The 2,199-nt window shown below is 43.6% G+C and carries 2 protein-coding genes; both read left to right on the top strand.

Going from position 1 to position 2,199, the window contains the following annotated elements; all coding sequences use genetic code 11:
* Positions 1–362, top strand: a 362-nt coding sequence (locus A3761_RS01230) for a putative metalloprotease CJM1_0395 family protein (protein WP_304439562.1), incomplete at its 5' end; no start/stop codon positions are given.
* A gap of 402 nt (positions 363–764) precedes the next feature.
* A partial coding sequence (locus tag A3761_RS01235; RefSeq protein ID WP_068749667.1) for an acyl-CoA dehydrogenase family protein occupies positions 765–2,199 on the top strand: 1,435 nt, incomplete at its 3' end.

The following is a 2,199-nucleotide window of genomic DNA, read 5'->3' on the forward strand; positions in this document are numbered from 1 at the left end:
CCAATGACCCTCAAGCTACAATTTCAAAAATGAATACGGTCAAAGCTGCAGCGAATGCTCCTGCCGAGCCTTCTGGTCAGGATCGTGCTGTGGCAGCTCAGGCTCAAAGGGTAATAGCTCAGGCTCAAGCTGAATTGGTTGAAAAGAGAGCTCAAGAGTTAGAGCAAACACAGCTACAAGCTCAAGAGTTAGAGCAAACACAGCTACAAGCTCAAGAGAATAAAGATCGCCTTGAGAAAGAGAAAGAGCAGACCGACGCTCGAAAAGATGAACGCAGTGCTCAGGTTTTAAGTGTTCAGGAATTCGAAAGAATTGCTTCACTTGATCAAAAAACTGTTTCTGATATTGACGACCTAATCTAAAACAATAAAAAATTACAAATTCCCTTTTCTATTTCAGTGCAGTTTTTAAAAAAGCTGCTAATCTTCTGTTTTACAACTAATTTTGCCGATATGTCGTGGTTTGGTGGCGGTATTTTCCTGTCCGCTATGCGCTTTTTTTTCATATGAATTATCGGATTTTTTGTAAGGAAATCTTGACATTGGCTTTAAGCAAACGTATGTTTCAAACAGTCGTTTGATATTCAATGCTTGAAAATCGAGTAAATGCTCGAATTGAAGTGACCCACTCAACGACCTGCTATGAACGAATAGCTTAATACGGTGGGTGACCTGATTGACTGTAAGAGTCGACGTTAATAAACGAATTTTATTAGTTTTTAACAAGCGTTAAAACGTAAATAAATATATTTGAGGTTTTTAGCTATGCCAGAATACAAAGCTCCCCTACGAGAAATTAAGTTCATCATGAACGAAGTTTTGAACAGTGAACAGCACTACGCAACCATAGGAGCAGATGATGCTTCTCCAGACATGGTCGAAGCGATCATCGGCGAAGGTGCAAAGTTTTGTGAAGAAGTACTAGCTCCTCTTAACCAAGTAGGTGACCAGGAAGGTTGTACTTGGAGTGAAGATGGTGTTAAAACGCCAACAGGTTTTAAAGAAGCATATAACCAATTTGTAGAAGGCGGCTGGCCTTCAATGAACGCGCCTGTTGAGCACGGTGGACAAGGTCTACCTGAGTCCATCAACATCGCTTTGAGTGAAATGATTGGTACTGCTAACTGGTCTTGGGGTATGTATCCAGGCCTAAGCCACGGTGCACGTGCGACAATTCAAGAGCATGGTACGCCTGAGCAGCAGGAAACTTATCTAACTAAGCTGATCAGCGGTGAGTGGACGGGTACCATGTGTTTAACAGAGCCTCAGTGTGGTTCTGACCTAGGTATTTTGACTACTAAGGCTGAGCCAAATGCTGATGGTAGCTACAACATCACGGGTACGAAGATCTTCATCTCTGCCGGTGAGCACGATATGGTTGATAACATCGTTCACATTGTTCTAGCACGTCTTCCTGGCGCACCAGAAGGTACTAAGGGTATTTCTCTGTTTATCGTACCTAAGTTGTTGCCAGATGCAGACGGTAATCCAGGCGAGAAAAACAACGTTACCTGTGGTTCTATCGAGCACAAAATGGGTATCCATGGTAACGCAACTTGTGTGATGAACTTTGATGCATCAAAAGGTTGGTTGATTGGCCCAGAAAACAAGGGTCTAAACTGCATGTTCACATTCATGAACGTTGCACGTATCGGTACTTCTATTCAAGGTCTTGCTGCTGCTGAAGGTTCTTTCCAGGGTGCGCTAACTTACGCTAAAGAGCGTCTAGCTATGCGTTCTTTGACTGGTAAGAAGAACCCGGAAGGTAAAGCTGACCCAATCATTGTTCACCCAGACGTTCGCCGTATGCTTCTAACTCAGAAGTCTATCGCTGAAGGTTCTCGTGCAATGATCTACTACGCAGCGCAACAGGCTGATTTGGTAGAGCACGGTAGTGATGAAGAGAAGAAAGCAGCTGACGAGATGTTAGGCTTCTTAACGCCTATTCTTAAAGCTTTCTGTACTGAAGCTGGTTACGAGGCTGCTAACCACGGTGTTCAGGTATTCGGTGGTCACGGTTTCATCGCTGAGTGGGGTATGGAGCAGATCGTTCGTGATACGCGTATCGCACTAATTTATGAAGGTACAACTGGTATCCAGGCACTTGACTTGTTAGGCCGTAAAGTTCTAATGACGCAAGGTGCTGCACTTAAGAACTTCACTAAGTTGGTTCACACTTTCTGTAAAGAAAATGCAGATA

Source organism: Oleiphilus sp. HI0123, from assembly GCF_001635315.1.